General features: G+C 69.2%; 33 protein-coding genes. 17 read left to right on the forward strand and 16 right to left on the reverse strand.

Features of this window, described 5'->3' with window-relative positions:
* Positions 1-640: alpha/beta hydrolase (locus MKK64_RS16035; protein WP_243935893.1), on the reverse strand; the 640-nt coding region annotated here is incomplete at its 3' end.
* Positions 641-821: 181 nt separating this feature from the next.
* Positions 822-1,115, reverse strand: coding sequence for a hypothetical protein (locus MKK64_RS16040; RefSeq protein ID WP_147726442.1), 294 nt, complete (start codon positions 1,113-1,115; stop codon positions 822-824).
* Positions 1,116-1,459: 344 nt separating this feature from the next.
* Here MKK64_RS16040 and dps point away from each other — a divergent pair, with 344 nt between their 5' ends.
* Positions 1,460-2,011, forward strand: a complete 552-nt coding sequence (gene dps / locus MKK64_RS16045) for a DNA starvation/stationary phase protection protein Dps (RefSeq protein WP_147726444.1) — start codon at positions 1,460-1,462, stop codon at positions 2,009-2,011.
* Positions 2,012-3,432: 1,421 nt separating this feature from the next.
* On the opposite strand, the gene MKK64_RS16050 is transcribed toward dps, so the two are convergent.
* The gene (locus MKK64_RS16050; RefSeq protein WP_147841696.1) at positions 3,433-3,675 is read right to left on the reverse strand and encodes a hypothetical protein; all 243 of its coding nucleotides are present in this window, start codon (positions 3,673-3,675) and stop codon (positions 3,433-3,435) included.
* Positions 3,676-3,836: 161 nt separating this feature from the next.
* On the opposite strand from MKK64_RS16050, the gene MKK64_RS16055 reads away from it, so the two are divergent.
* Both MKK64_RS16055 and MKK64_RS16060 read left to right on the forward strand, forming a co-directional pair.
* Positions 3,837-4,052: a hypothetical protein gene (locus MKK64_RS16055; protein WP_147726447.1), complete on the forward strand. Its 216-nt coding sequence runs from the start codon at positions 3,837-3,839 to the stop codon at positions 4,050-4,052.
* A 33-nt stretch (positions 4,053-4,085) separates the two neighbouring features.
* Entirely contained in the window at positions 4,086-4,400 is a 315-nt protein-coding gene (locus MKK64_RS16060; RefSeq protein WP_243935895.1) for a hypothetical protein, read from the forward strand.
* An 18-nt stretch (positions 4,401-4,418) separates the two neighbouring features.
* Here MKK64_RS16060 and MKK64_RS16065 read toward each other — a convergent pair whose 3' ends face one another.
* A complete protein-coding gene (locus tag MKK64_RS16065) occupies positions 4,419-4,646 on the reverse strand; it encodes a hypothetical protein (protein WP_147726451.1) in 228 nt (75 codons plus the stop codon).
* Between the two features lie 1,188 nt (positions 4,647-5,834).
* On the opposite strand from MKK64_RS16065, the gene MKK64_RS16070 reads away from it, so the two are divergent.
* Together MKK64_RS16070 and MKK64_RS16075 are read left to right on the forward strand one after the other, a co-directional pair.
* The gene (locus tag MKK64_RS16070) at positions 5,835-6,062 is read left to right on the forward strand and encodes a hypothetical protein (RefSeq protein ID WP_147726453.1); all 228 of its coding nucleotides are present in this window, start codon (positions 5,835-5,837) and stop codon (positions 6,060-6,062) included.
* Between the two features lie 147 nt (positions 6,063-6,209).
* Positions 6,210-6,419, forward strand: coding sequence for a cold-shock protein (locus MKK64_RS16075; protein ID WP_147726454.1), 210 nt, complete (start codon positions 6,210-6,212; stop codon positions 6,417-6,419).
* A 69-nt stretch (positions 6,420-6,488) separates the two neighbouring features.
* Here the strand turns inward: MKK64_RS16075 and MKK64_RS16080 are convergent, their stop codons facing one another.
* Positions 6,489-6,704 carry a hypothetical protein gene (locus MKK64_RS16080; protein ID WP_243935897.1) on the reverse strand — a complete coding sequence of 72 codons (216 nt, stop codon included), beginning with the start codon at positions 6,702-6,704 and terminating at the stop codon, positions 6,489-6,491.
* 450 nt (positions 6,705-7,154) lie between these two features.
* A complete protein-coding gene (locus MKK64_RS16085) occupies positions 7,155-7,340 on the reverse strand; it encodes a hypothetical protein (protein WP_147841692.1) in 186 nt (61 codons plus the stop codon).
* 258 nt (positions 7,341-7,598) lie between these two features.
* Here MKK64_RS16085 and MKK64_RS16090 point away from each other — a divergent pair, with 258 nt between their 5' ends.
* Positions 7,599-7,856 carry a hypothetical protein gene (locus tag MKK64_RS16090; protein ID WP_147841691.1) on the forward strand — a complete coding sequence of 86 codons (258 nt, stop codon included), beginning with the start codon at positions 7,599-7,601 and terminating at the stop codon, positions 7,854-7,856.
* Positions 7,857-8,014: 158 nt separating this feature from the next.
* Here MKK64_RS16090 and MKK64_RS16095 read toward each other — a convergent pair whose 3' ends face one another.
* Positions 8,015-8,257 carry a hypothetical protein gene (locus MKK64_RS16095; protein WP_147726460.1) on the reverse strand — a complete coding sequence of 81 codons (243 nt, stop codon included), beginning with the start codon at positions 8,255-8,257 and terminating at the stop codon, positions 8,015-8,017.
* 46 nt (positions 8,258-8,303) lie between these two features.
* On the opposite strand from MKK64_RS16095, the gene MKK64_RS28110 reads away from it, so the two are divergent.
* Positions 8,304-8,435 carry a hypothetical protein gene (locus MKK64_RS28110; protein ID WP_279593219.1) on the forward strand — a complete coding sequence of 44 codons (132 nt, stop codon included), beginning with the start codon at positions 8,304-8,306 and terminating at the stop codon, positions 8,433-8,435.
* 34 nt (positions 8,436-8,469) lie between these two features.
* Here MKK64_RS28110 and MKK64_RS16100 read toward each other — a convergent pair whose 3' ends face one another.
* On the reverse strand, positions 8,470-9,501 hold the full coding sequence (locus MKK64_RS16100) for a fumarylacetoacetate hydrolase family protein (RefSeq protein WP_147726462.1): 1,032 nt from the start codon (positions 9,499-9,501) through the stop codon (positions 8,470-8,472).
* 136 nt (positions 9,502-9,637) lie between these two features.
* Here MKK64_RS16100 and MKK64_RS16105 point away from each other — a divergent pair, with 136 nt between their 5' ends.
* Entirely contained in the window at positions 9,638-10,285 is a 648-nt protein-coding gene (locus tag MKK64_RS16105; RefSeq protein WP_243935898.1) for an SOS response-associated peptidase, read from the forward strand.
* A 27-nt stretch (positions 10,286-10,312) separates the two neighbouring features.
* Here the strand turns inward: MKK64_RS16105 and MKK64_RS16110 are convergent, their stop codons facing one another.
* From MKK64_RS16110 to MKK64_RS16125, 4 genes are all read right to left on the reverse strand, one after another.
* Positions 10,313-10,564, reverse strand: coding sequence for a hypothetical protein (locus MKK64_RS16110; RefSeq protein ID WP_147727295.1), 252 nt, complete (start codon positions 10,562-10,564; stop codon positions 10,313-10,315).
* Positions 10,565-11,009: 445 nt separating this feature from the next.
* Positions 11,010-12,974: an alpha/beta hydrolase domain-containing protein gene (locus MKK64_RS16115; protein ID WP_243935899.1), complete on the reverse strand. Its 1,965-nt coding sequence runs from the start codon at positions 12,972-12,974 to the stop codon at positions 11,010-11,012.
* 209 nt (positions 12,975-13,183) lie between these two features.
* Entirely contained in the window at positions 13,184-13,531 is a 348-nt protein-coding gene (locus tag MKK64_RS16120) for a hypothetical protein (protein ID WP_243935900.1), read from the reverse strand.
* Positions 13,532-13,559: 28 nt separating this feature from the next.
* On the reverse strand, positions 13,560-13,757 hold the full coding sequence (locus MKK64_RS16125; protein WP_243935901.1) for a hypothetical protein: 198 nt from the start codon (positions 13,755-13,757) through the stop codon (positions 13,560-13,562).
* 320 nt (positions 13,758-14,077) lie between these two features.
* On the opposite strand from MKK64_RS16125, the gene MKK64_RS16130 reads away from it, so the two are divergent.
* On the forward strand, positions 14,078-15,070 hold the full coding sequence (locus tag MKK64_RS16130; protein WP_147727291.1) for an AraC family transcriptional regulator: 993 nt from the start codon (positions 14,078-14,080) through the stop codon (positions 15,068-15,070).
* Between the two features lie 1,549 nt (positions 15,071-16,619).
* Here MKK64_RS16130 and MKK64_RS16135 read toward each other — a convergent pair.
* Entirely contained in the window at positions 16,620-16,859 is a 240-nt protein-coding gene (locus MKK64_RS16135; protein WP_147727290.1) for a hypothetical protein, read from the reverse strand.
* 217 nt (positions 16,860-17,076) lie between these two features.
* Between MKK64_RS16135 and MKK64_RS16140 the strand changes: the two genes are divergently transcribed.
* Positions 17,077-17,307 (forward strand): hypothetical protein, encoded by a 231-nt coding sequence (locus MKK64_RS16140; protein WP_243935902.1) that lies wholly within the window; start codon positions 17,077-17,079, stop codon positions 17,305-17,307.
* An 84-nt stretch (positions 17,308-17,391) separates the two neighbouring features.
* On the opposite strand, the gene MKK64_RS16145 is transcribed toward MKK64_RS16140, so the two are convergent.
* A complete protein-coding gene (locus MKK64_RS16145; RefSeq protein WP_147727297.1) occupies positions 17,392-17,670 on the reverse strand; it encodes a hypothetical protein in 279 nt (92 codons plus the stop codon).
* Positions 17,671-18,025: 355 nt separating this feature from the next.
* On the opposite strand from MKK64_RS16145, the gene MKK64_RS16150 reads away from it, so the two are divergent.
* On the forward strand, positions 18,026-18,730 hold the full coding sequence (locus MKK64_RS16150; RefSeq protein WP_187274722.1) for a hypothetical protein: 705 nt from the start codon (positions 18,026-18,028) through the stop codon (positions 18,728-18,730).
* 455 nt (positions 18,731-19,185) lie between these two features.
* Here the strand turns inward: MKK64_RS16150 and MKK64_RS16155 are convergent, their stop codons facing one another.
* A complete protein-coding gene (locus MKK64_RS16155) occupies positions 19,186-19,497 on the reverse strand; it encodes a hypothetical protein (RefSeq protein ID WP_147727288.1) in 312 nt (103 codons plus the stop codon).
* 171 nt (positions 19,498-19,668) lie between these two features.
* Positions 19,669-20,739 (reverse strand): UV damage endonuclease UvsE, encoded by a 1,071-nt coding sequence (locus MKK64_RS16160; protein ID WP_243935903.1) that lies wholly within the window; start codon positions 20,737-20,739, stop codon positions 19,669-19,671.
* 184 nt (positions 20,740-20,923) lie between these two features.
* On the opposite strand from MKK64_RS16160, the gene MKK64_RS16165 reads away from it, so the two are divergent.
* From MKK64_RS16165 to MKK64_RS16190, 6 genes are all read left to right on the forward strand, one after another.
* Positions 20,924-21,169: a 3',5'-cyclic-nucleotide phosphodiesterase gene (locus tag MKK64_RS16165; RefSeq protein ID WP_313898917.1), complete on the forward strand. Its 246-nt coding sequence runs from the start codon at positions 20,924-20,926 to the stop codon at positions 21,167-21,169.
* Positions 21,170-21,340: 171 nt separating this feature from the next.
* Positions 21,341-21,583 (forward strand): hypothetical protein, encoded by a 243-nt coding sequence (locus MKK64_RS16170; RefSeq protein ID WP_243933118.1) that lies wholly within the window; start codon positions 21,341-21,343, stop codon positions 21,581-21,583.
* A complete protein-coding gene (locus MKK64_RS16175) occupies positions 21,577-21,729 on the forward strand; it encodes a hypothetical protein (RefSeq protein ID WP_187274723.1) in 153 nt (50 codons plus the stop codon). Before MKK64_RS16170 ends, MKK64_RS16175 begins: the two co-directional genes overlap by 7 nt.
* 220 nt (positions 21,730-21,949) lie before the next feature.
* A complete protein-coding gene (locus tag MKK64_RS16180) occupies positions 21,950-23,833 on the forward strand; it encodes an MHYT domain-containing protein (protein ID WP_243935904.1) in 1,884 nt (627 codons plus the stop codon).
* 14 nt (positions 23,834-23,847) lie between these two features.
* Complete coding sequence (locus tag MKK64_RS16185) at positions 23,848-24,282, forward strand: response regulator (RefSeq protein WP_147728927.1); 435 nt, start codon at positions 23,848-23,850, stop codon at positions 24,280-24,282.
* Positions 24,279-25,343: a sensor histidine kinase gene (locus MKK64_RS16190; RefSeq protein WP_147728928.1), complete on the forward strand. Its 1,065-nt coding sequence runs from the start codon at positions 24,279-24,281 to the stop codon at positions 25,341-25,343. Before MKK64_RS16185 ends, MKK64_RS16190 begins: the two co-directional genes overlap by 4 nt.

Consider the following 25,343-nt stretch of genomic DNA (forward strand, 5'->3'; position numbering starts at 1 on the left):
CGACGAGGTTCCGCCGGGTGCCCGTGTTGTCGTAAGGCGGCTCCAGCGTGACGACCGGATAGATCAGGGCCGCGAAGTCGGGACGGGCCAACTGCCGATCGATCTCGTCCACCGGCGCGTAGGTGCGTAGGCCGGCACGCATGGCGAGCGTGCCGGCGAGATGTCCGCCCGCCGAGAAGCCGACGACCCCCATCCGCTGCCGGTCGAGCCCCATCGCCTCCGCCCGAGAGCGCATCGTCCGCATGGCCCGTTGCGCGTCCTGCAGGGGAACCAAGGTGCCGTCGGCCCAGCCCTCGTTGGGTAGGCGGTAGGTGAGGACGAAGGCCGTCACCCCGATGTCGGTCAGCCAGCCTGCGGCCGGATAGGCCTCCTTGACCAGGCCGATGCGTCGATAACCGCCGCCGCCGACGACGAGTGCCGCGGCACCGTTCGGCTTGGGCGGAATGAAGATGTCCAGCAGGGGCTCGGATATGTTGAAGGCGGCCCCATCGATCTCGGCCTGTTGGGTCCCCATCGGGCCGCCCCCACCCGGTGGGGCGCTGGGCCAAAGCCGCAAGCGCTCGGACCGTGGCTGAGCGCAAACGCTGGTCGCGATCGCGCTCGCGCCGGCAGCGAGGATCAAGGAGCGGCGGTCGAGCATGGTGATCCAGCGCGGCGAGGTGGAGCCTTGCAAGCAAGACCCATGCAGCGGTGAAGCGAAATCATCCGGGGGACGTTTCGGAGTGAGGCCCCGGGAGCTGCTGTAGCAGGTCCAGCCTCATGGGAACCCGCTTCCCGAGTGCGCCCTATCCGGCATCGGCTGCGGCGCTATCTCAGACTGACTACTCGCGGTTCGCAGCGGTCATAGCGCGAGCGACAACTTCCCGTAGGGCTGTCTGTCCATCCACGAGGAACCAAGCTCGCAACGCATCCGTGGTCTCGGGCCTGTCGTCCACCCGCTCGCGGAACAGGTCGCTGTAACGTGCGAGTTCACGTTCAAGGAATGTGTCAAGGTAGCTCGGCCCTTTCGCTTTGGCGAGGTCGAGAAGGGCGTCATCGAGGACGCGACGCATCATCTCTCCGACCATGGCTGAGACGTAGATGGCTTCAGGACTGCCTTGCTCGGGCTCTTTCAATCCGGTCTCCGTAAGGGTGGGGGATGGCGAGCCTGTGCCCGCTAGCTGAGGCGCCGTGCAATCGCATCGGCGCCTGCATGCAGCCTTTAGCCCGCATTCGGCTTGAAGTCGCCCCACGAGGATCGCCCGAGGCTCGGCCTCTTCATCCGGCTCCTGCTCGCCGAGCAGCGCGGTAATTCTAGCCACCCACGGTGCCCAGCACCGTCGTTCGATCGTTGCAGAGGAACCGGCGCCCGATGGCGGTCTTGAAGGGAGCGAGCGCTCATCGCGCGCATCCCAGACGCTGTCGCCTAGGCTGCTGCAGAGCGCCTTCCGGCTGTTGCTGAAACTTGAAGGGACCTACCATGGCCGACACGAACGCCTCCCAGGGGCAGCGCCTCCACGAGACCCAGAACGGCACCAAGTCCAACGCGAAGCAGGTCTCGACCGACGCGCTCAACGCCCGGCTCGCGGACGGCATCGACTTGGCGCTGGCGGTCAAGCAGGCCCACTGGAACCTGAAGGGTCCGCAGTTCATCGGCATCCACCTGATGCTGGATGGGTTCCGTACCGAACTCGACGATTACAACGACAAGGTTGCCGAGCGCATCACGCAGCTCGGCGGCACGGCGCGGGGCACGGCGACCGCGGTGGCCGCTGGCTCGCAGCTCGCACCGTATCCGCTCGACGCCTATCGGATCGCAGACCATCTTGCGGCGCTGATCGATCGCTATGCGGTCTATGCGAACGCCGTCCGCCAAAACATCGACGACACCGACGAGGCGGGCGATGCCGGCACGGCGGACCTCTTCACTGAGGTCTCGCGCGGCGTCGATAAGCAGCTCTGGTTCCTCGAAGCTCATGTCCAGGAGCCAACTGGCGCGATGCGCGATGGTGATCACGACGGCAAGCGCTGAGGCGCGATACGGCGATTCGGCTGACGCCGGCACGAGAGCCAAGATCGCATCCCTCAGATGAGCGATGCGATCTTGGCGGTCTCGACACATCGATGCCGGGCGGCTTCGTGCCGGGTCGATGGTCCTGCCCGTGTCCGGTGCGCCGAGGAAGCGGTGAGAGCACGATGTTCGCTCTCAGCCTGATCTGCCTCTCGGCGGGAGCCACATTCGCCAGTGTCGCTCCGCAGCGACTCGCGCGGCAGGCCACGTTCGAGAGCATGGGGGGCTGCCCGATTGTCGGCGGCCCCTGCCTGCTTCGTGTTGGGCTGCCGCTGTGCCGCTGAGCGAAGCGCCAACGCGCCTGCCTTACCGTCCCGCCATGACCTCAAGCCGCGCCAGCGGCAGCCAGATTGTTGCCCCGGCCGCCCCAAGGGAGAGGCGCGAACGGGATCACCGCGCGCTCGGCCGCCGCGACCGGCTGCACGCCGTCAGAGGCGATGGCAGGCATCCGTGCGGCTACGAGAGCCAGGAAGGCACCGAGAAACGGTGCGGCGGGCGAGGTCGGCCATCAGCGCGTCTCGCTCCGTTCGGCAGCGACGAGGCGTCAGCGGCGGGCAAGGCCGAGCGCCCAGGCCATGGGCCCCGCGCTGATCGGTCTCGCCGGCCGCGGATCCGGTGCCGGTAGGAGGCCCCAAGGCGGAGGCAGGCCGCGTGATCCTGCCGGGCGTGCAGCAAGCGGACGGCGGGGGAGCGGATCCGGTCGGAGGCCATCGGTCCGACCTCGATGCGCGCGGTCGGCGCGGGAGGACCTTGGCGGCGGCCCGGGCGCCCGCGAGCGCATAGGACATGCACATGCCCCAGGCGTCGCCAGTCACTTCCATGCGGGCCTGAGCCGAACGGATCGCGGCGCGCTTGATGGCGGAGCGGTCGAAGGTGCCGTCGCGGTTGACCAGCCGGGCGACGGTGGCGGCGAAGCGCTCGGCGCTTTCGGTCGAGACGACGACGGCAGCCCTGGGAACGCCTGTCCGAGGTCTCCCGCCTTGCCGGCCTCCTCGCCGATCAGGTGCTGGACGCGCAGATCATGAGTCGGCCAGTCCCGAGCAACATATCCGGGCGCTACTCAGCGCAGCCTTCCTGCTGGACGAGCACGACCTTCCGCTTCCTTCGCTGCCTCAGCAGATCGTCCACGGGGCGAAACGCGGAGCCGACCGATGCCAGGAGCCTTCGAGCGTGCGGGTCTGAAGTTCATCTCCGAAATCGGAGGTGGTTCCGGCAGCCGGTTCCGTGAGGAGAAGGCGCGGAGCCGGACGAAAGTCACCGCCCGGATCAGCTCGCCAGCAGGAACGAGGCTGGCCGAAGGGACGGAACGAACGACCGTGCCGAACTGCATTCAAATGTTTCGCGTCTCATAGCTCGAACATGCGTATCTCGCGCTTTGAGCCCTAACCCCAATCCTGGCTGTCCAGCGTGCACGCGCCATTGGCGACGCTTGCGATGGCCGACATCGCGGCGTCGAGGGAGGCGTGCGCGCGTTTCACAGTCACGAGAAGGCCCGCCTCATCCGGCTGGATCTGGAAATCGTCGGTATCCTTCGGCCTTGTGATCTTGCCGAGGCTCCGTCCCAGCCGATCTTTGAGATCCCATGCCTTGCCGGCCGGCCCTGTCGGTGTGAGAACGACGTCCATTCATCTGATCCTTAAGAGCGGGGAGGGTCGCTCCAAAGCCCTACAATTTCGGTCGAAGGCCTCAGGCAATTCAGGAGCAGGACCACATCGCGACCAATCAGGACTGCGCTGTCGATGCCCTTCTGCGACAGATCGAGTGGAACCGCTTCGACGATACCGAAGTGGGCCACACACCGTTCTTGAATGAGTCGGCCTCGGCGACGATCGCGGCGCAGCTTCGCACAATCGGTGAAAGCATTCACGCCATCGGAGGACTGGATGCGGTCGACGAGGCGATCCTCCGGATCACCGAAATGAATTCCGGCTTTTCCGACCAGCGGTCGAGGCTCCTGGAAGCGCTTTGGTCTTCCATAGGCCACGATGTCGGAACGGCGTGACGCTGGATGTTCCCGCCCTCGATCCTGGCAGCCGTGGCCATCAACTTGCAGGCTTTGGCTCCGACGACCGGTGAACGCTTGATGTCGGGCCTTCAAGCGCATGCCTCACTGATCGTCCTTTCCGCTGTCGCCCTTCTCGGCGTTCGCAGCGTTGCCGGTGACCGTCATGCGAACGTGGTTGGCGGCTTCACGATGTTTTTCGATACGGGCTTGCGCCAACGTATCGTCGGCTTCGGCATCCCTTTCGGCTGCAGGGGAACGCCCAGCATCGTCAGCCCTGTGAGATCGCTGATCCGCGAGGCTCGGTTGCTGAGGCATAAAACGCTCCTTGCATGTTCGATCCCGTGATCCGGCACCGAGTTCAGATCAGGCACGTCCGAGCCACATCAGGAGGAACCCTGCCAGGGGTAGGCTGAAGCCCAGCACCACCCGGATATCGAGTTCCTTGGAATGCTGTGCCATGCGCCATCGGCGACAGGCCAAGTGCTCCGCTTCCATTCCCAGGATCATAAGACATAGACCAACGTACACCGGCATGGACGGCAGCGCGATTTCTCGCATGATCGCCTCATTTTGCTGGTTCTGAAGGGACAACGCCTCGCGGAGGCAATCGGGTACAGAGAAAATAACTCCAAAGGATCCTGAGGATTCCAGCTGAGATTGAGGAAGATCCTGGCGGGCATCGGGGCCGCCGGCACGCCGATGGTGGGGCGGCGCGCATGAGGTCGTCGTTGCGCGGTGCCGCGAGCACGTCGCGACAAACAAAAGCGGTCGCCGCCACCGTGCGGGCGTCCAGGCGGCAGGTACCGTCGTGAACCGAGCGTCCCGATCGGTACTTTCGGCTCGTCCTGGACTTACCGCGCAGTCTGCCAAAGGGCTGTTATCTCTCGAAATGCCGTATCGGCACTTGCCTCAGATGCCCCCTGTGATCCGAAAGATCGGATCGATTGGCGTACGACCAAATCATCCTTCATGATCGTCCAGTCGAAGCGTCCTGGCTCCGACTTGGACGGGTTGATCCGTATCGTATGCGGGTTCGGCGTGAAGGTGATCATGCCCGACATATAGGGCCTCGGCGCGTACAGCGTTCAAGGCGTGATCGAGCCGGCGGATCGCCGAGGGGCTCAAGAGGGCCGCCTGCGCCGGGCAGCGCCTTCCCTGTTCGCCGGCACTATACCAACACCGGGTACGCAGACCTATGCCGGCCCGGCCGCCTCTGCTGATCGACCGGCTGGCAACGGATCACGGGCACCTTCCCAGCAAGCCCGGCTCAGGACCGGGTGGCCGGTGAGATGAACGACGCACCCATCCGCCGTGATCGGATCGGAGGACCGGCCTGCTTCGCCTCCAGCGTTCCATTAAGCGCCTGCTAACCGCCGGCCGACACCTTCGCGGGCATGTCGAAGCGTACCAAGCGGACCGCACGAGCCCTTCTCTGGATCACGTCGCTGGCCCTCTGCTGCTTTGCGGCCGTCATGCTGATGCAGATCAACCGGCCCCCGGATCAGGTGGCGAGGCGGGTGGGAGACGGAGATCCCATCACAACGGGCTCGATACCGCCCACGCCTATGCGCTGGTGTGGAGCAGCGCCATGGTGTCGGTGAAGCGTCGCCGATCGGCCTTTTGGACCGGAGGAATATCTGAAGTGCCCGGCTGCGCATTCCACGCGCTTACGGGTCCACGATCGAACGGATCGAAACGAGCTTGAGCTTGGTTCTCCCATTCTCCGGTCGACCGACGGGAGAAGGCTGTCGCTTCTGGCGGCATGCGAGGAGAACCATCTTGCGCTCATCCATCATTGCCGCCGCCCTGTTCGCCGCGCTCGGCGCAGCGTCGCTCTCCACGTCCGCCTCCGCTGCACCCATGGGCCCGTCCGCCGCTGTGGCCGCACCCGCCGAGCTGGTGACGAATGTCCGCATGGAGCGCCGGATGATGCATCGTCGTATGATGCGCCGGCCGATGATGCGCCACCGCATGCATCGTCGGGGCATGATGCGCCACGGCATGTAAACCAGTTCGGGCCCGTATGGCCTTGACGAGGCTCAGCCCGCCCGGCACTGCCGCGGCGGGCTTCGCTCTTTGGAACGTCGCGTGAGGGCCATCCGTTTGGCCTGCGAGCGCCCCGCTTTGGTGCGCCCGAGACGTCTAGGAACTTCTATGAGCATCGGCACCGTAAAGTGGTTCAACGAGACCAAGGGCTACGGCTTCATCGAGCCGAACGACGGCGGCAAGGATGTGTTCGTTCACATCTCGGCCGTCGAGCGCGCCGGGATGCAAAACCTGGTCGAGGGCCAGAAGGTCTCTTATGAGGAAGAGACCGACAAGCGCAGCGGCAAGCTGTCTGCCGGCAATCTGAAGGCAGCCTAAAACTGTCCCGTCCGGGGGATGGGCAAAGCACCTGAAAAGCCCGCCTCCGGCAGAGTCGGCGCCCCGAATCTACAGTGCTTGGGTGCGCTGATCGGGGCGCATCAGGGTCGCCTTACGGTTGGACACCTTCCACACCGGCAACGACCCTTCGCGGACGAACATAGCGAACGCCTCGGTCGCTTCCGCACTCGCGATAGCGCCCGCTCCTTTCACGGCGCGACCCACGACGCAGGCCCCTTCGAGACCATTCGCGCAAGGCGCACTGCCCTCGATCGCGAAGATCACCCCTGATCGGTCTGGCCTCAGCGCGTTCGGCAATGCGCCGATCTTGCGCCAGAGACAGTACCACCGCACGCACACCTCAGGGCGATCCTGATAGATCCCGCACGCCGTGCCAGTGCTATGCCGACAGAGGACGCCCGCAGGCTTGGCAAGTACCTCGATCGCGGGAACCCGGCAGCAAGCCGTGCACGGTCCGCATGTTCGGCCTGGAACGAGGGCACCTACGGCCGGTGTGGTCGGGTGGTGCTTCGGGGTCAAATCGTTCCGGCCCCGATGCGGTGCGTGAAGGTCTGCGATCCGATCGAGGATCACGTCGGGCAGCTTCTGAGCTACGCGCTGAGAATGCAGGCCCACCTCCGCGAGGCCGTGGCTCACCCCGCGCGGCAAGCCTCATGGAGACCCTCGCAGCGTCGACTTAGCGGGACCTGCGGTCGTGTCGACCCGGCGGGTGGTTCAAAGGCTCTTGGTCGTCACCCCGAGCGCGAGCAGAGCGTAGGCGCCGATGAAGAACCACTGCCGGTGCGCGAGCACCGTGCGCCCGACCATCGGGACCTTCGTGTAGAGGCTGGCGACCGCCAGGCCGATCAGCACCGCGGAAGCGAGGAAGGTGAGTAGGCGCGGGGCGGACAAGGTCGGCATGCCGCGATTTTCATGCGCGTGCGGTTGCCAAGCCGTTACCGTGCCAGACGCTCGTCGCATCCCGGCAGGATAGCCCCAGCGACGGCGTCGTCGAGACGCGGTGAGATCCGGGATTCCCCCCGTCCCGTGAGCAGACCGGGGCGGGGCCGAACCGTACGCGTTCACGTGCCACAGGAACGAGCCCTGCAGCGATCGGTTTGCCCTGCTCATCCGGCGGGGGCGTATCGATCCGCCCCCTGGAACGACAGGAGAGCGACGATGGCGAATGCAGGCAAGCACGGCATGCACCCTGGAAGCCAGGGCAAGGGATCGGGCTCGGGAGCGATGACCGAGTTGCCGGAAGGCGTGATCGAGGACAACGCGGTGCTCAGCAATCGCGACAAGGCCCAGCATGGGGATGAGCGCGGCCTGGACAGCAAGACCGTGCAGACCGAGCAGTACCAGGATCACTCGGCCAATCGGCTGGGGGATGACAAGGACCAAGCGCAGGGCGGCGGCGACGCCGGAAATCCCTAGGCTCGCGACAACCCGCCCGGTCCATCGGGCGGGTTTCCCGTACCGTTATCCGCCCCGCAGGCTCTCGGCGAAATCCTCCGGCACCTCGCCGAACTGCCCAAGGAGCGTTGCGCCTTCCAGCTCGCCGGTCTCGTCGGCGGCGTTCTTGAACACGCCGCCTATACCAGCACCTCACCCGTACCCGTCATCTCGACGAGCACATTTCCGAGGTAGGCTCCCAGGCGCTTCAGGGCGCCCCGATCCGGGGCGTCGATCCAGAAACCGATAAGGGCAGGCTTACCGTCCAGACGACGCAGCACCGACTCGGCCATCAGAGCCGCCTCCCGCTCGGTCGAGGCGAACAGGGTACGCTGGGCGCCGGCCGCTAAGATCGTGATTTCGAAGGGGGTGACGCTTGGCATACCAAGCCAACGTGTTGCGCTGCAAAATCGTTGCGTGCCGGACCCCATGACGGTTGGCAGCGTTCTGCTGACCCGTGCCGACCTTGAGGCCGTGCGGATTTGGGGCACGAAGTTCGAGATGCGGACGCCGCGCCCCACGACGCAGGTCGGCGCGCTGCCGATCGCGGTGGCCGGCTGATTGAGCGCCCGCCTCTCGATCGAGGGCGAACCTCTTACGCCGGGACGGCCTGGATCACGTTTCGCAGGGTGCCGAGGCCGACGATCTCCGTCTCCATCACATCGCCCGGCTTGAGGAATTCGGGCGGCTTGCGCGCGTTGCCGATGCCGGGGGGCGTGCCGGTGGCGATGATGTCGCCGGGCACGAGGGTGAGGCCGTGCGACAGCTCGGCGATGATGCGGGCGACCTTGAAGTACATCTGAGCGGTCGAGGCGTCCTGTTTCACCACGCCGTTGACGCGGGTCAGGAGACGGAGATTCGAGGGATCGAGGTCGGATGCAGGCACGATCCACGGGCCGATCGGTCCGTACCCGTCCAGGCTCTTCCCCTTGAACCACTGCCCGCCGTGCAGCTTGATCTGCATGTCGCGCGCCGTGGTGTCGTTGATGACGCTGTAGCCGAACACGTGGGCCATCGCGTCGGCTTCTGTGATGTTGCGTCCGCCCGTGCCGATGATGACGGCGAGCTCGACCTCCCAGTCAATCGCCGTCGACACCGAAGCATCGTAGGGGATCGGGTCGTAGGGGCCGTTGATCGTGTTGACGCCCTTGGTGAAGAACACGGGATGGGCGGGGTACTCGGCGTTCGTCCCCCGGACGGCCTGACCCTCGGCGAAGTGCTCCAGGTAGTTCCAGCCGACCGCGTAGATGTTGCGCGTCGGTGCCGGGATCGGCGCCAGCAGCCGCACCGTCTCGACCTGCGGGCCATCCCCGGCGGCCGCGGCCCGGCGCACGGCATCGAGCGCGGCCGGTCCTGCCGTGATGAGCGAGACCATCTGCGCCGGATCCACGCCCGGCACTCCAACCTGCGTCAGGTCGACGACGCGCCCGTCCGAACGGACCACACCGAGCCGCGGCGTGCTGCCCGCGTCGGGTGCGAAGGTGACGAGACGCAGAGCCTCTCCGCTCGGCGGGGGTATCGGATGCCCCGGACCCGAGGCTGGCGCCTGCGCCGAGGCTGACCCGACCAGGGCCCCGACCGCCGTCGCGGCGGCCGTGAGATGCAGGAAGTCGCGCCGAGTGCTCATCGATGGTCCTCCGCAGCGCTCGCCCTTCATCGGGGCAAGTCGCGCGAGCGAATTTTGAATTCATATGATGCGGGATGCAATCGGGCTCGCGCAGCGCGCCTTGCTCTTTCGCGCTTTGGCGGCGCACGATGTCGGGATGTGCAACCTCTACAGCCTCGACAGGGGCCAGGACGCGATCCGCAAGGCCTTCGGGGTCGAGCGTGACGAGACCGGCAACCTGCCGCCGCTGCCGGCGATCTTCCCCGATCAGATGGCGCCGGTGATGCGTTTGGCCGAGGGCGAGCGCGTGTTGGCGATGATGCGCTGGGGCTTCCCCTCGCCGTCGAGCAAGGGGCCGCAGCACCCGGTCACGAACGTGCGGAACGTGAGGTCGCCCTACTGGCGCCCGTGGCTGAAGCCGGAGCAGCGCTGCCTCGTGCCGGTATCCTCGTTCAGCGAGTACGCGGACACCAAGCCGCGCAAGACGCCGGTGTGGTTCGCGCTCGACGAGGACCGGCCGCTGTTCGCCTTCGCCGGGATCTGGCGACCGTGGACGGGCGTGCGCGGCCCGAAGCGCGACGAGCCCGTCGAGGAGGAACACCGGCTCTACGCCTTCCTCACGACGGAGGCGAACGGCGTCGTCGGACCGGTGCATCCGAAGGCGATGCCGGCGCTGCTGACCACGCCGGAGGAGTGGCGCACGTGGCTGGAGGCGCCGGTGGAGGAGGCATTGCGGCTTCAGCGGCCGCTGCCGGACGAGGCCATGCGCGAGGTCGCCCGCGGCAAGCGGAGCGATGGGACTTAGGCCCCGGATCGACGGTGCGTGATGCGCTTACTGCGCGTCGTCGGTGCCAACCATTCGCATGGTGGCGCCAAGCCGACCCCGATCGAGCCCCTTCGCGACGTAGCGCTCATCCACCCGGGCAACCCGCATCGGCGCCGGAGCACGCCCGACGACGTTCAGATTGCTCCGCACAGCCCGCTCGAGCTGAGATCGCACCGCGCCGTCGGCCAGGATCGCAAGGCCGCCCACGGTCGCGACAGCGAGGACGCTGCGGGTGATGATCGAGGTCAACGTGAGCATGTGAGGCACCTGAAGGATGCCTCACGGTAACCGAAGGGCTCCGCTGTGGCTGCTACAGCCACGCCACAGCCAGCACAAAAAGCGAACGGGCCCTACGCGAGAGGGAGCGTGTTCGCGGGCTTCAGTAGGCGCGTGACCGAGGCGGCGGGGGCGGGCCGTCATCGTCGTCGTCATCCGGCGGAGGCGGCCCCCGCCGACGCGGCGGAGGCAGCGGCCTGTCGTCATCGAAGTCCGGCGGGGGCGGTCGGTAACGGTGTGGCGGCGGCCCGTCGTAATCCTCATCCGATGGAGGCGGAGGGCGCCGATCGTCGTAGGGTTGAGCCGTGGCGCCGGCCGCCGCGAGGACGAACAGAGCGGCGCCGGTGAGACGTGCGCGCATGAACTCTCCATGGAGCGAGACCGCGCGAGCGGTGGCCCAGCTTTCACTTCGACCTGCCAGTTTCGGCTAGGGGGTCGCTCCTTGGCGTGCCGCCGCGATCAGCCGGTCTCCGTCCTCGCGCAGCAGCAGGCGATCCGAGACGAGAGCATCGACCGACTTCGCGACAGCCGCGACGTAGGCGTCCGGCTCGGCGTAGCGCTCCTCCAGGGACGGGCGGGGGTCGCCGGCGGCCGTCCGTTCGGCCCGTGTGCGTGCGAAGGGGATCTCGCTGCCCTCACGATCGCACAGGGCGCCGGCCGGGAACGGGTCGGCATACAGGTTCCAGCCGGTGAAGGTCGCGCGGGGGGCTGCGACGGCGGGTAGGCGGATGCCCGCCACGTCGTTGCCGTCCGCGTCGACCCGCGGCACCAGCGGGCGGTACTGCGGCCCGGTCTCGGGGCGGGGATCGACGTAGGTGCCGAACCGCGCGATCGCGTTCGGCGTCGTCGGGACCGGGATGCCGACCAGGAACGGAAAGCCGATCTCGGCGGCGTCCACCAGCGTGCCGTCCGACAACCGCGGGACACGGCTGTCCGGCGGGGCCTTGCCCGCGGTCACCCATTCCTCGAGCGCGACCAGCAGCGCCCGCAGGGCCGGCGCCGGGTTCAGGGTGCTGCGCAGGTTCGCGCACGCCCCCTTGGTCGAGGTCAGACCGGCGCGCCCGTAGTGAAAGCCGCTGGAGACCAGGAAGGCGCGCGACGTCCCGGGCAGCGCCACGTCGGTCCGGCCGAGCGGATCCGTCGTGAGCATCGAGGCGCCCTTCTGCCAGTACTCGGTCCCGGTGTTCACCTCGATCAGGAGCGGATCGAAGCCGTCGCCGCGCAGCAGCGCGCCGGTTCGGCCGGTGACCGGATCGTGCTGCCGTGCGGTCGAGAACGGAAAGGCGTTCTCGGGATAGAGGTGGTCCTCGTGCTGCGTGTTGGTGCGGGAGGGCTGCCCGAACCGGGCGTTGAGGAAGATGCCGCCGACGCCCGCGATGTGTGAGAGCATGCCGTCGAAGACGCGGCGGCCGGCTTCGTCGCGGTTGAAGCCCTGGTAGACGAAGTCGCGCAGGTAGCGCCCGCTCTGCGAGATGCCGAGGGCGACGGCATGGCGGATGGTGCCGCCGGCCGGGTTCGCGCCGTCGGCGGCACCACCGCGCAGATAAGCCACCACGTCCCGCGTCGCGGCGAAGCCGATGCCGAGCACCTTCGGTTCGGTGGCCGGGTAGGTGAACTCGTAGAGCGATCCCGGCAGGGGCTTGGTACCCTTGGGCAGCAACTCCAGCTGTCGCGGCGTGGCGTAGTGCCAGGCTTCGGCCGGGACCGGGCGAGGCGGATCGCCCTCGCGCCGGCGAACGGTGAGCTGCGCGTCGGCCTTGTCCGGGCCGGCGGTCTTGAAGGTGAGGTAGAACGGGGCCTCGGGCGGCCCGCGCGTCGCGCTGATGAGCTCGTCGCGCACCGTCTCGACGATCGGCGTGCCGTTGCGGCCGGCGACCGGAACGTCGATGGCCATGCCGCCCTGCTGGCGCAGCGCGTCCGCCTCCCAGCCCGACCAGACGACCGTGTCGCCGCGGCGCAGGACGAGGCCGGTGCCGGCGTCGGTGGCGGTGCGCGGATCGTTGACGGCCTGGGCCGCCTGGGCCGGCGCGTCGAGCACCCAGTTGAACAGGAACTTGCGGCCGCGGTTCAGCACCTCGAACAGCAGCGTGCCGCTGCCGCGGGCCGGATCCTTCGGGCGCAGCATGAACAGGTCGGTCTGGTACGCGACCATGCCGCGCGCGTTGCGGGGTGCGAGCGCGATGTCGACGATGCCGGCATTGGCCGGGTCCGCCGGGTCCAGCTCGCCGCGCGCCGTGCCGATGACGCGCTCGTAGGCGCCGGCCGCACCGAACGCGACCCCGTCGGCGAAAGGCTCGACCGTCGTGATATCGATGCCCACGATGCGGGATTGCGCAGGCGCGACGCCCAGGGCGCAGCCGAGCACGGCGATGATGACGCCACTGGTTCGCATGGTCACTCCCGAGGTCCGGCTCTACGAAGGCCGGTACCATCAGCAATCACATGGAGGCGTGAGCGTCGAGAGGGATGGCTCCGCGACAGATGTCGCCCCCGCCGACCTGTCAGGCGCGGTATCGTCCTCGGGCTTGGGGCGACGACGGTCCGCAACGCGCCATCGCACCCCGCAAGCCACGATGAGCGGGCGTTCCGTGCATCTGACGGCTACGGCTCGGCCGCGCTGCCGACGGGACTGAAGTCGCCCCGGCGCTTCCGGACGGCCTGCGACGCGTTGAGATGCGAGAGCGGACGCCGAACCTCCACCGCGAGGTCGTCGTCGAGCGGGCCCGGGACGATCTCGATCATCGCGTCCGGGAACGCTGCCAGGATGGCTGCAAGGATGGCTGCTGAATTGTCTTCAGGCGCTCCGATCGATCGGCTGGGGGCTCCGCAAGGGCTCGCTCGATAATCCGGATCATGCCGCACGATGGGTACGGCCGGCGGGGTGGAGGCGCGGGCCGGGCGGCACAACGCGGCGTTCGGCCCTGCCGTACCCGCCTCGTCGATCGTCATTCACGCGCGCCACGCGACATGCAGGCGCTCAGTCGCCTCGTCCCTTGCTCTCGACCCGCCGCCAGCTGTGCCAGGCGCAGCCTTGGACCCCCTTCGGGAAGAACGCCCCCCGCTGCAGGTTGCCGTGCTCGCGCCGGATCCGGCCGACGCGGTAGCGATCCGCATCGCGGGCGATGAGGTCGCAGTCGCTGTCGGGCTGCGTGCGGGAGCCGATGAGGCTACTCACGCCAGCCTCGCGTACCCCTCTCGGCCGCGAGCATCCCGAGGAAGCCCGACCCGATCGAGTAGAGCGGGACAAAGCCGTGGCGGCGGGTGCTGCAATCTGAGGGCACGTCGGGCGATGACGATCGTCACACGCTGCAGGGCGTGCGAGGTCTCGACGCAGTATTCAGACGCTCAACCAGAAGATGGAAAGCGACCCGCAAATCGAGTACGCCGATGCTCGCCCTACTCCCTGAACAGCGCTTCATTGGATCTCAGGGCGAGTAGACCTGCGGCCCGCCTCCCTCGCGAGAGGCGATCTCCTCGAGGAAAAGAAGCAGCGTCATGAGCGTTGTTCGGCATTCTTCGTTCTCGACCGATGACTTGCCTGAGCGCGATCGCTTCGACGCGTGGCGGACCTTGTTCAGCGCTCACGATCTGGATGCGGACCCGCACGGCTTCTCTGCTCGCATCGACACCACACAGATCGGTCCGGTCCTGCTGCACGTCATGAACGCCTCGCCTCAAAGGACAGGCCGCACGCGATCTAAGATCAGGCAGGATGGCCAGGAGCGGTTCACCCTGCTGCTGAGCCAGCACACCTACGCGATCGAGTCGGATCACGGCACCCAAAAAGTTCCGCCCGGCGCTTTCACGCTCAACGACCTGTCGCAGCCTTATCGACGCAGCCGAGTTCGCGAAACAAACTCACTAATCGTGAGCCTCGCGCGCGACAGCGTCGCTCGCCTGCTTCCTAACGAAGAAACGCTGCATGGGGCGATCCTCGCTGGTCCAACGGCCTGCCTGCTTGCCGAACATCTCCGCGGCTTGGTCGCGCATCGGCACACGATAGGGACGGACCAGGCGCTCGACATTGCGCAGGCCACGCTCCACTTGCTTGCAGCCATAGCCCGGCCCGACCGGGATCGGCAGGCGATGGCAAGTGCCCCGGCAAGCATGGCCCGATTGTCCGCCTCGAAACGGTACATCCGCAGCAACCTTGCCAAGGCGCTGACGGTCGAGCAGATCGCATCGGCTGTCGGTTTGTCTCGGACCCGATTGTACCACCTGTTCGAACCTGAAGGCGGGGTAGCCCGCTATCTGATGCAGCAACGTCTCGCTGCCGTGAGGGCGGCTTTGGATGATCCGCATGAGGGCCGAAATATCGGCGTGATCAGTGAAGCCTACGGGTTCGGTAATTTCAGCCACTTCAGCCGAACCTTCCGGGAGGCTTACGGCCAGAGCCCTCGGGACTACCGCGCGTCACGCAAAACATCTGGAGAGCTAGAATTGCCGAGTTCACCGGCTGCAGCAACATGGATGCGAGCGCTCGGCTAAGTCGCTCGCAGGGCCGTCGGCCGCGCCAGCAGGATCGCGGTTCGCACCATGCCGCGCCAAAATTCCCGGATGCGCCGGGCTCGGCGACCGCCTTCCGCGATGGCTCATGGTCCTTCACCGCGGCGGCCGGGTCCACCGTGTGCCCGCTCGCGAACCGGAACAGGCTGACGGTCGGGTCGCGCATGGGGTGATCGTCATGGCAGGCGGGAGCGGACGCTACCAAGGCGATGTCGGTGCGGGGGCCGCCGAAAATAACCCTTCCGCCTCAATGACCCCCCTCCCCCAGGTGCGGGGCAAACAGTCTCGATGATAAAGAGTTGTTTGAGACCGGCTCGGGGAGCCATCACCTTTCCAAAACCTTGGTCTCGTTCATCGCTTCGCCCGGCGCTCCGCATCGAGCCCGGAGGTGCGGGGACAGGTCCGCGCGACCGGACCGGCGGCCGCGCCATCGCGCACATCGGCGGGAACGGCTCCATGTCCTCGAAAGCCAGCCCGCGCGCTCCGATCGGCCAGCGCGATCCTGGCCGCCCCGGGCCGCCGATGGCGGCGATGCCGGTGGGTGCGTTGCCGATCGCGAAAACCGGCTGAGGGAGCGCCTGTGCGATCTCCGGGGTGGCCGGCTCGTCGTCGCGTGCCCGCCGTGCAACCGGCGCGGCACCTACGACCTGGCGCGCCTCCGGCAGCGGTTCGGCGACCACGCCGACCTCTACGACGTGTATCTGCGTCTCACCCGGACGTGCGGCCGCCGGCAGGCGGTCGGCCCCCGGGAGCCGGCCCGGTCCGGCCGGACGTGTCGCGCCATGATCGGCGTCGAGGGCGGCGACGGGCGCACGGGGTTGCCGTCCCGCACGTGACCTTTCGACGGCGATCGCGGGTCGGCCGCGGCGAGGCGGCAGAGCGGGTGAGGTCGCAACGGCCTCGAGCCGCCGAGCCTTCGGACGGGATCGGCAAGTTCGCCGCCCGAGCATGGAGGCCGCCCGACGACATGGACGGGGGCGGCGCTCCGAATGACCCCTGCGTCGCCGACCGCCTCCTGCTGGCGACGATCCTGCGCTGGGTCGACGCCCGGGGTGATCGCGGCGGCTATGCCCGCCGTTCCGGCATCGCGGCGGCCGACAGACGAGGGCGACTTCGAGCCGGCGGGGCATCGGTGGTCCTATGACGCGTGACGCGCCGGCCGGTGCCGCATCGTCGCGCCGACGATCCGGCGTTCGTGCTCGGTTCGGGCGCCAGACCCGAGCCTGTTGCTCTCCGGGTGACGCTCAGGGCGCCCGGCGCGCGAGCCAAGCGGTTCCAAGACCGAGCGCCAACGCGCCGACGGCCCACGCGATTAGGAGGTAATTGTGCGGGTCCATCACCGGAACCCCTTCAGGAGGCTGCGTGCCGCCGAATATGGGCCGGTGCCGACCGCCAGGCAAACGCGGGACGTCTCCCCTGTGCCGACGGCGACGGACGGATCGACCGGGCCCGGCGGCCTCCGGGCGAACACGGGTGCGAGACCTCCCACGGCGAGGACCGCCACCGCGACGCCGTTCAGGCCGAGGGAGTGTCAGGCCGCCAGGGCGAGGACGGCGGTTTCCCCGCCGGTCGGGGCGACGGTGTCCTTGGCTCCGAACAGGAGTTGATAGATCGCGGCAGGGGTGCGGGCGTGACCATTGCCGTCGACGATCCGGACGTCGGCCAGGCCCGAGGCCTGCAGCGATAGGCCTTGCTCCAGAGCGTCCAGCATCGAGTTGTAGTGATGCGAAAACCGTTGTGCCGATATGCGAGCGGTGACGGTGAAGTTCACGGACGCCAATCCTGACTGTCGAACTCGGCCGGCGGCCGCATGGCCGTGATCCGAGGCATCGTGATGAAGAGGAAGAGGATCGCTGGACAGGGCCGGCGCGGCTTTGGATTCGCCTCGTCGCCCGACGGCCTCCGTATCGTTGCAGATAGAGGCGGTTCGTTGACGAAAACTTAGCCCAGTATGGCAGGGACGTGTCTTTTGCGATGGGGATGCTGTCGTGACCCGGAAACCGCTGCTCGATCAGGTCGACGCCATTCAGATGGCACGCACGTATTGCCGTCTTGTGAAAGCCGATCCCGATGCGGCCGTCGCGGGCGACTTCGTCGACGCGACCGGCCAGCGGCGCCGCGTCAGCATAGCCCGTTGGCGCTGGTATCGGGACATCGCCGAAGCGCCGGCTCCGAAGCCGCCGGAGACCGGCGCGTCGGGAGAGGCTGCCGAGGCCTGAGCTTGGCCGGAAAAGCGCCGAAGGACGCGGTTCTCACAGGTCGGTTCGGGTTTTCACGGATCGCGGCTCGGCGGACGGGCGCAGCTATGTCCTCGCTGCCATCAGGTCGTGCGTCAGGACGGTCAACTTCCCGATCAGGCCGGTGATGTCGGCCCCCTTGCACGACCACTGCGTGCCGACCGCCTCGCCATCTGCGGACACGGACACGACGGCGACCGATCGCAGCTTGCCTTCGCGAGCCAGGACGAGCTGGTCCTGCAGCACGGCGATGATCGAGGCGGTGTCCGCGTCCGCGACCGCGGCAGAGATCCGGGCGGGAAAGGGCACGACGGCGCCTGCGTTTGCCTGTTCGTTCGTGCTCATCGCGACCTCGCCTTGCCTCGCTGGATGCGCAGAGACCTGGGTGATCGCTTGGGACAGAGTGTGGCAGCTTGTCCGTGTCGGCGAACGTCGATGCCGAGTGTGGCTGCCAGAGCACGGTGCGGCTGCCGGAGCACCAACCATCCGGTCGGCCCCGCGCGACGCTCGCCCGGCCTCGTCTCGCACATCGGCGCCGATCCGCCTTCCCGATCGCCCGATGCCGGCCGATCGGCACGACGGGCGGCCTGCTCCCCGTCGAGATCGGCCACCATGTCGGGATCGCCGTCATGCAGGCCGCGATCCGCGTGCGCGACGACCGCGTTTCCCGCGCGTCCCCATTCCATGCCGAAAGATCCGCATGACCATGACCGATCCGACGCCGGCCAGCCTGCGCGACGCGATGGCCTGCACCCTCTACGAGCACGACAGTGCGGAGATCGCCGGTGCGCCGCCCTGGATCGGCGATCGCCTGGACCGCGAGCATCCTGGGCTGCGCGCGCGCTATCTCGGGCGCGCCGATGCCCTCTTGGGCGGCCCCATCGCCGGGTTGCTCGCCCTGTTGGCGCGCCAGGGCGAGGAACGCCGGATGGTCGAGGAGGAGGTGAACGTCCTGCGCCGCCAGCGCATGGGTCCGGAGCGCGAGCGCGAACTGCTGGAAGCCAACAACCGGATGCTCGAGCGCGCCCGGGCCTCCGCGGCCGCCCAGGCCGCTGCGGAGGCGGCCCTGCCCCTGATGCAGCGCGAGCGCGACGTCGCGCGGGAAGCGGAGACCTTCTGGCAGCAATTCGCCTTCGACGCCGACGATCTGGCCACCCAGCGCCTGGTGAAGCTCACCGCGGAGCGGAACGCAGCCGAGCGCATGGCCATTCTCGAGCGCGCCCAGCGTGAACGGGTCGAGACCGCCCTGCGGCTGTTCGCGGATCGGGCCGACACGATGCCGAAGGAGGGCTGGGTCTCGGATCTGGCCGGGATGAACCGCGACATGCCGCTGTGGTGGTTCCATGCCGCGCGCGTCGCCCTGGAGCGGGCGGAGCCGAAGGCGGCGGACGATCATCCGCGGTGACGCAGGCCCCCGGCTGGGATCGGGTCGATGGCCGGGACCCGCGCCCTCTCCGTTGATGACGATCGCTCGGGTCGGCCGCTGCGAGGGTCGTCATGCGCGAAGCCGCCGGCACGCCGGGGTGCGGAACCTCCGCGAGCGTCCGGGCGCCAGGTGCCGGAAACTCGATCCCCCATCTGGAGGATGACGGCCGGTCCTGACTCGTTCACGCAGGAGGCCCGAGATCACCTTGGCCCGGCCGGAGACTTCCGCGCCGGGCCTTTTTGCGCCCCCGCCGTGCTCTCCCGGCCCCCGGTCGGAGCACGGGCGACGGCCGGAGCGTCAGCGGATTCCGCGGGGGACCGGGCCGTCGCGCCTCGCGGACGCACCGTCCTTCCCCGCGGCAAGGCCTTGGCGGCAAGGCCCTCGCGGCGAGGCGGGAACGGACGCGGCGCCGGGCCCGGTCCCGGCACGCCGCGTCAGCGTCTCAGGTCGGCGGTCCGCTTCCGGGCCGACGGGGCGGCGTTCCGGTTCTGCGCCTCGTCCATCACGTCGCCGATCTTGTCGCCGACCGCGATCACGATCGCCGTCGAGGCGGCGCCCTCGGCGGTCTCGGAATGGAAGCGGCCGAGGGTGTCGGTGAGGCGCTGCTCGATGGTGCTCAGCACCGTCCGCGCGGCCGCGGCGTTCGCGGTCATCATCACGCCGGCGAGGTCGCAATAGGCCTCGCGCAGCAGGTGGAACGCCAACCTGTCGACGGCCTGCGCGTCCTCCGGGCTCAGATCCTTCATGGGGTATCCCGTCGGCCTGCCGGCGGCGCAGGCATCGCTTCAAACGCAGGGCTTCGCTGCGAATAGTCCATCGCTTCGAACAGCGCATCGCCTCGAACGCGGCCACGGTCTCGAACGGACGACCTTCGATCGGCCGCCCGATGCCGCCCTGCAACCGGTACGCCTGTGCGGCTAGGAAAGGAATGCGCCGGCTCCCCCGTCGCGGAATTCCGCCGCGAGGGCGTCGGAGGCCAGGTTCTTGGACTTCGCCTCGATCTCGAAATCCGCCCATTCCATGTGGCGCCCGACCAGGGCGTTCAGGGCCCTGTTCCACATCATGTCCGAGTGGGCGGCGAGGTCGCGCCAGGAATGCCCGGCCTCGGTCAGCGCGGCGAAGTCGGGCAGCGCGTCGCGGTCGTGCTCCGGCAGCACCGTCTCGCGCGAGACGCTGACATGGGCGAGCGGCCGCACCCCGCGCCAGGACGCGCGCACGCGCTCGACCCGCGGATCCTCCGGCGCGATGTACTCGCCGCGGCTCTCGACCCAGTGATGATGCAGGTCGAGCACCACCGGCACGCTGTCGGCGAGCGCCAGCACCGCGTCGAGCCCGAAGGCGTTCTCGTCGTTCTCGACGGTGATGAGGTCGCGCGCCGTCTGCGACAGGCGCGGCAGGGCGGCGCGGAAGCCGTCGGTGCCGGGGTCGCGGGCGCCGACATGGATGTTGATGTGGGCCCCGTGCGGGTGCCAGCCGCCGCCGTAGCCCAGCAGCGCCATCAGCTCGGCGTGATACTCGAACTCGGCGATGCCGTTCTCGGACGCCGCCGGGTTGCGCGAGGCGATCACGCAGAACGGGCCGGGATGGAAGCTGAGGCGTATGCCGGCCGCACGCGCCGCCGCGCCGCAGCGGGCGAGGCCCGCCTCCACGAGGCGGCGCATCTCGGGCTCGGCGTAGATGTCGCGCGCCACGGGATGGGTGTAGCCCGGCAGGACGTTGCTCGCCATGCGCAGCAGGCGCGCGATCGGCGGCCGCCCGGCGACCCAGGCGATCTGGCGCTCCAGCGCCCCGAGGTTGTGGCGGACCAGATTCTCGAGCTTCGCGCGCCGCGCCGCCGGAGCCAGCGCCGTCAGCGAGGCCATGGTCGCGTTGGTGAGGTTCATCTGAAGCGCCGCCTCCCGGGCGGCCTTCAGGGTCTTGAAGCCCTCCGGCGGCGGCGTGAGCACGAACTTGCAGCAGAATCCGAGGCGGGGCGCATCATCGATCATGGGTCGAGAACGCCGTGCGCCCGGTTTCGTCCCACGCCGTCGACGCGCGGCCGCCGCAGGGAGGGTCGATGCCGCAGGCGCCCGGCCGGGGAAGACGGAGCCGTTTCGCGCGGTCCGGCGTTCCCTGCACGGTTCGTCGACCCGAACAGGTCCGCGACCCGCCACATCCTCTCAGCTGGAAGCCATGATGCGCGTCGCCCCGCTCGCCTTCGTCCTCACCCTCGCGGCCGTCCCGGCTCTCGCCGCGCCCACGTCCACGCGCGGCAACGCGGACCTGAAGAAGTACTGCACCGGGGACGCGCTGAAGCTCTGCGGCGACATCGATCCGGACGATCCGGCGATGGATGCGTGCTTCAAGAAGAACCGCGGCGCGCTGACGGAGAACTGCCGCCGGGCGATCGACGCCTACGCGGGCTCCGGCGGCAAGTAAGGGCAGGTCCGGTCGAGTTCGGGCACGCCGAGCCGGGCTGCCCCGGGACCCGTGAGGGCGCCCCGTCGCGGGCGTCCGGCGGCCGGGGTGCGGGTCCTGCGTCATCCGGCCGTCACGGTGGCCGCCTAAGCGGGCGCCCTCGCCGCGCCGACGGCATCGTGTCCCGAAACCATGCCCGAGCATCTCTGCCTCGACCCGCACGACCCGTATGCGCAGCGCGAGGTCCGGGTCGCGTTCGAGCGCGTCGGATCGGGCTTCCGCCTGATCGCGGCGATCGACGACAGCGACGACGACATCCTGCCCGACCTGATCGACGCGCAGCGCGACGACCTGCTCCGCGAGATCTCCCAGGCGGACCCGCGCGCCGCCGACCGCGTCCCCCCGCCCGACACCCGGCCGTCGGCGTCGTGCTGAGGCTCGGCCGCCTCGACGATGCGGACGAGCTCGCGGCGTCGCCGCTCGGGTTGCGCGGGCGCACGAGCCGGATGCCGGCCTACATCGCTGCGAGCGTCCTTCTCGTCCTCGTCTCGGACCTGCTGATCCAGTTGCTCCTGGCCTGACCGACGCGCGGAAGCCCGCCGGCGGCCGTCGCGGCGGGCGGTCCCCGGCACCCCCGCAGCGAAAGCCGTCCGCACGCGAGGTGCTCTTTCGCCAAACCGGGATTCCCTTCGGGCCAAAGCCCACTAAGGTCGCGCGAGCCGCGAGCGCGCTGGCCGACCCGAGCCGTGCGGCGACGGCCGCGACCCGCCTCGCGCGAATGTCCCCGTCACCGGTCGCGCCATGGTCCATACCGGCTACAATCCCGCCCTCGTCGCCCTGTCCCTGGCGATCGCGGTGTTCGCCTCCTACACCGCCCTCGACCTCGCCGGGCGAATGCGCGGCGCCGCCCGCGGTCCGCGCTGGGCCTGGGTCGCCGGGGCCGCCCTGGCGATGGGCGGCGGCATCTGGTCGATGCACTTCGTCGGCATGCTCGCCTTCGAGATGGGCATGCCGGCCGCCTACGACCTCACGCTCACCCTCGCCTCCCTGCTGATCGCGGTCGGCGCCACCGGCGCGGCCTTCGTCCTGATCAGCCGTCCGGGTGCGGGCCCGCGCGAGGTCCTCGTCGGCGGTCCGCTGATGGGGGTCGGCGTCGCGGGCATGCACTATACCGGCATGGCGGCGATGCGGGTGCCCGGCAATCTCGCCTACAGCTGGCCCGTGGTCGCGCTCTCGGTGGCGATCGCCGTCACCGCCGCGACGGCCGCCTTGTGGCTGACCTTGCGCCGGCACGGCGTCTGGCAGAAGCTGTCCGCCGCATTCGTGATGGGCCTCGCGGTCGCCGGGATGCACTACACCGGGATGGCGGCGGCGACGTTCACGGCGGAGGCCGCCGGCGCCCACGCCGCCCATGCCGGCGGCGTCGGCGCGGGCCAGCAGAACCTCGCCCTCTCGGTCGGCGGCGCGACCTTCCTGATCCTGTTCCTCGCCATGCTGGCCTCGTCCGTCGACCAGCAGCGGGTCCAGCGCGATCTGCAGGCCAGCGAAGCGCGGTTCCGCGCCGCCGTCCAGGCGGTGCGCGGCGTGCTCTGGACCAACGACGCCGCCGGCCGGATGGTCGGCGAGCAGCCCGGCTGGGCGGCGCTGACGGGCCAGGCGCCCGAGGCCTATGCCGGCTTCGGCTGGGCGAGCGCCGTGCACCCCGACGACGTGCAGCCGAGCATCGCGGCCTGGAACGCGACGGTGGCCGCGCGCCGGCCCTTCGTGCACGAGCACCGGGTCCGCGCCCGCGACGGCAACTGGCGTCACTTCGCGATCCGCGCCGTGCCGGTCCTCGACGACCGCGGCGCGATCACCGAGTGGGTCGGCGTGCACACCGACATCACCGAGCAGCGCGAGGCCGAAGGCGAGCTGCGGGAATCCAACGAGGAGCTCCAGCGCTACGCCTACATCGTCAGCCACGACCTGCGCTCGCCGCTGGTCAACGTCATGGGCTTCACCTCCGAGCTGGAGGAGGCCCGCCCCGAGATCCGCCGGGCGCTGGGGGACCACCCGGAGGCCGAGCGGATCGACGCCGATCTCGGCGAGGCGCTGGGCTTCATCCGGGCCGCCGTGACCCGGATGGAGGGGCTGATCGCCGCCATCCTGAAGCTCTCGCGCGAGGGGCGGCGCAGCTTCGCGCCCGAACCCCTCGACCTGACGCGCCTCCTGCGGTCGCTCGTCGACGCGCAGCGCCACCAGATCGAGACCGCCGGCGCGACGGTGGAGGTCGCCCCCGACCTGCCGACCATCGTCGCGGACCGGCTGGCGGTCGAGCAGGTCCTCGGCAACCTGATCGACAACGCCGTGAAGTACCTCGACCCGGCCCGGCCCGGGCGGATCACGATCACCGCACGGTCGGTGGGCGGCAACCGCGTGCGCATCGCCGTCGCCGACAACGGCCGCGGCATCGCCCCGCGCGACCACGCCCGCGTGTTCGAGCTGTTCCGCCGGTCCGGGGTCCAGGACCGGCCGGGCGAGGGGATCGGGCTCGCGCACGTCAAGGCGCTGGTGCGGTCGCTCGGCGGACGCATCGACCTCGCCTCGGCGCTGGGCGCGGGCACCACCTTCGAGGTGACGCTGCCGCGCGAGGCCGCTACAGGTCGTGAGGCACACGGCGCCCCGACGACGCTGGCCGCGGAATGACCCTGGAGGCCGCCATGAACGCCGTCAGCATCGTGATGATCGAGGACGACGACGGCCATGCCCGGCTGATCGAGCGGAACATCCGCCGCGCCGGCGTGAACAACGAGATCATCCCCTTCCGCGACGGCACCTCGGCCCTGGCCTTCCTGCTCGGGCCGGACGGCTCGGGCGAGGCCAGCGCCCGGCGCCACCTGCTGATCCTGCTCGACCTCAACCTGCCGGACATGACCGGGATCGACATCCTGGAGAAGGTGAAGGCCAACCCGCACACCAAGCGCTCGCCGGTCGTGGTCCTGACCACCACCGACGACAGCCGCGAGGTGCAGCGCTGCTACGATCTCGGCGCCAACGTCTACATCACCAAGCCGGTGAACTACGAAGGCTTCGCGAACGCCATCCGCCAGCTCGGCCTGTTCTTCTCGGTGATCCAGGTGCCCGAGAATCCATGACCGGCCCTCCCCCCGCCGCGGCCGACCCGGCCGGCACGGCCCGCATCCTCTACATCGACGACGACCCCGGGCTCGCGCGCCTGGTCCAGCGCGCGCTCGGCGCGCGCGGCTACGTGGTCGAGCTCGCCGCCAGCGGCGATGCCGGGCTGGAGCGGCTGGCGCGGGGCGGGATCGACGTCGTCGCCCTCGACCACCACATGCCCGGGCAGACCGGGCTCGACGTGCTTCCGGCGATCCGCGCCCTGCCCGACGCGCCGCCGGTGGTCTACGTCACCGGCTCAGAGGACAGCCGGGTCGCCGTCGCCGCGCTGAAGGCCGGCGCGGTCGACTACGTCTGGAAGGACGTGCAGGGCCAGTTCCGCGAGCTGCTCGGCGGCGCCGTCGACACCGCCCTGCGCCAGGAGGCCCTGCGCCGCGACAAGGAGCGCGCCGAGGCGGAGGTCCGCGCGGCGCGCGACCACGCCGTGATGCTGCTGCGCGAGGTCAACCACCGGGTCGCCAACTCCCTCGCCCTGGTGGCGGCGCTGACGCACATGCAGACCAGCGCCGTCTCGGACCCGGCCGCGAAGGCGGCGCTCGAGGAGATGCAGGCGCGGATCTCGGCCATCGCCGGCATCCACCGCCGCCTCTACACCTCCGACGACGTCGAGGCGGTCGAGCTCGACGCCTATCTCGCCAGCCTCGTCGAGGAGCTGCAGGCGGCGATGCGGGCCTCGGGGCGCGATCACGCCATCCGGCTGAGCGCCGACCCGGTGCGGCTGGCCACCGACAAGGCGGTCTCCGTCGGGGTGGTCGTGACCGAGCTGGTGACCAACGCCTACAAGTACGCCTACCCGGTGAATGCCGCCGGCGAGATCCGGGTCGAGCTCCGGCGCCGGGCCGAGGACACCCTCGAGCTCGCCGTCGAGGATGACGGGATCGGCTGGACGGGCGAGGGACGGCCGCGCGGCACGGGCCTCGGCTCGCGCATCATCCGGGCGATGGCGACGAACCTGCGCTCGGGCCTGTGCTACGTGCCCGACCGCATCGGCACCCGGGCCGTGCTGTCGTTCCGGGCCTGA

The organism is Methylobacterium sp. E-025 (genome assembly GCF_022829705.1).
Taxonomy (GTDB): Bacteria; Pseudomonadota; Alphaproteobacteria; order Rhizobiales; family Beijerinckiaceae; genus Methylobacterium.